Consider the following 1,597-nt stretch of genomic DNA (forward strand, 5'->3'; position numbering starts at 1 on the left):
GTCGGTGACCGATGAGATAACCAACATTCTCGGCCGCGAGATTCTCGGCGGGCTCTTTCCACCCGGCGCCACGCTGCTTGGCGAGGAGGAGGTCTGCGTCCGCTTCGGGGCCAGCCGAAGCGCAGCGCGTGAGGCGGTGAAGATCCTGTCGGCCAAGGGCCTGCTGCTCACAAGGCCGCGCCGCGGATCGCGCATCCGGCCGATGAAGGACTGGAATTTCTTGGACCCGTCGGTGCTGGGCTGGCTGCGCGAGAGCGCTACGCCGCGCCATTTCATCATCGAACTGCTGGAAGTGCGCCTCGCCTTCGAGTGCGAGGCGGCGGCCCTGGCCGCGAGCCGGAATGACACCAACGAGATCGCCGCCATCCGCGAGGCCTTCGAGGCGATGCGGGCGGCGTCCTCCGGCCAGGGCGATCCGGTGTCGTCGGACGCCGCCTTCCACGAGGCGGTGCTGGCGGCCACCGGCAACCGCTTCTTCCTGCCGCTATCGGCATTGATCCACACGGCGCTGCAATACAGCGTGCCGACCACCAATGCGCTCTTCGGTCACCCGGTGGGCGATCTCCACGCTCATGGAAAGGTGCTGAGGGCGATCGAGGCGGGCGATGCCGCCATGGCGCGCCAAGCCATGCACGAAATGCTGAGCGAGGTGCTGGCCCGAGTCCGCAGCGCGGTGGAATTGACGGGCGCGTCCTAGTCGTGCGGGGCGTTCGCTCCGAGCGCCAGGAAGGGTTGTCCGCGTAGCAATCCACAAGGCGAGCATCCAGCGCTTCCGGCCGATCATGATGCGACCTTCGCGGCCCTGCTCGGCGCGCTGCCACTGGCGCTCGAGACCGGCACCGGGCGGAACTGCGCCAGCCGCTCGGCGTCGCGATCGTCGGCGGCCTCATCGTCTCGCAGTTGCTTACGTGCTCGCCCGCCCTCTGCCGGAGCGCCACATCGATGCGTCGCGGGGTGGCATTTTCCGTCGCATTTTCGGTCGATCGTAGGTGCTGCCGGGGGAGCGGCAGCACCGATCTGCGCCCCGGTCTCAGCGCTTCGGACCGAAGCCAGGATAGGGGTTGAGCGGCACGATCGCCGCGATGTCCATCATGCCGGCCTCGATCAGCGGCAGCGTGGCGAGATGGCCGCGCACCTCCTTCTCGTCCGCCGCCTCGAACATCATGCCGCTGCCGGGGATGTCGCCGCGGTTCCAGATCTGGCGCACGGCGCCTTGCGCATAGAGGGTCTTGCGCTGCTCGGACTCGGGTGGCAGCAGCGGCGCGAAATCGGCGTCGCTGAACTTCTGGGTGTTGCGGGTGAGAAGGGCAAAGAACTGCATGGCGGTCTCCTTTGTGGCCTGTTGATGCGGGAGGTATCGCGCCATATGGTCAGACTGTCCAAGACTGATTAGGATAAAGTTCAGATCTAGAAGGACTTGAGCTATCGGAGCAACAAATGCTCGACCTGCGCCAAATAAGGTATTTCGTCGCCGTCGCCGAGGCCGGCAATGTCGGCCGCGCCGCCGAGCAGCTGCACATCTCGCAGTCACCTTTGAGCCGCCAAATCATGCAGCTCGAGGAGCAGCTCGGCGTGGCGCTGTTCGAGCGCGCCAGGC

Annotated in this window: 3 protein-coding genes and 1 pseudogene; 3 read left to right on the plus strand and 1 reads right to left on the minus strand. The window is 66.4% G+C overall.

Features of this window, described 5'->3' with window-relative positions; translation table 11 throughout:
• Together EOA38_RS36025 and EOA38_RS40755 are read left to right on the plus strand one after the other, a co-directional pair.
• The coding region (locus EOA38_RS36025; protein WP_145966267.1) for a FadR/GntR family transcriptional regulator at positions 1–697 on the plus strand (697 nt) is incomplete at its 5' end.
• A gap of 46 nt (positions 698–743) precedes the next feature.
• Positions 744–909, plus strand: a pseudogene (locus tag EOA38_RS40755) (efflux RND transporter permease subunit); the annotation flags it as partial.
• Between the two features lie 121 nt (positions 910–1,030).
• On the opposite strand, the gene EOA38_RS36030 reads toward EOA38_RS40755, so the two are convergent.
• A complete protein-coding gene (locus tag EOA38_RS36030) occupies positions 1,031–1,321 on the minus strand; it encodes a muconolactone Delta-isomerase family protein (RefSeq protein WP_126094892.1) in 291 nt (96 codons plus the stop codon).
• A gap of 116 nt (positions 1,322–1,437) precedes the next feature.
• On the opposite strand from EOA38_RS36030, the gene EOA38_RS36035 reads away from it, so the two are divergent.
• Positions 1,438–1,597, plus strand: a 160-nt coding sequence (locus EOA38_RS36035) for a LysR family transcriptional regulator (RefSeq protein ID WP_145966268.1), incomplete at its 3' end; no start/stop codon positions are given.

This window comes from Mesorhizobium sp. M1E.F.Ca.ET.041.01.1.1, assembly GCF_003997355.1.
Classification (GTDB): domain Bacteria; phylum Pseudomonadota; class Alphaproteobacteria; order Rhizobiales; family Rhizobiaceae; genus Mesorhizobium.

What these genes read in the sequence shown, in the direction of transcription:
- EOA38_RS36030 (WP_126094892.1), bottom strand. Translation starts at nt 1,321, where the DNA reads ATGCAGTTCTTTGCCCTTCTCACCCGCAACACCCAGAAGTTCAGCGAC.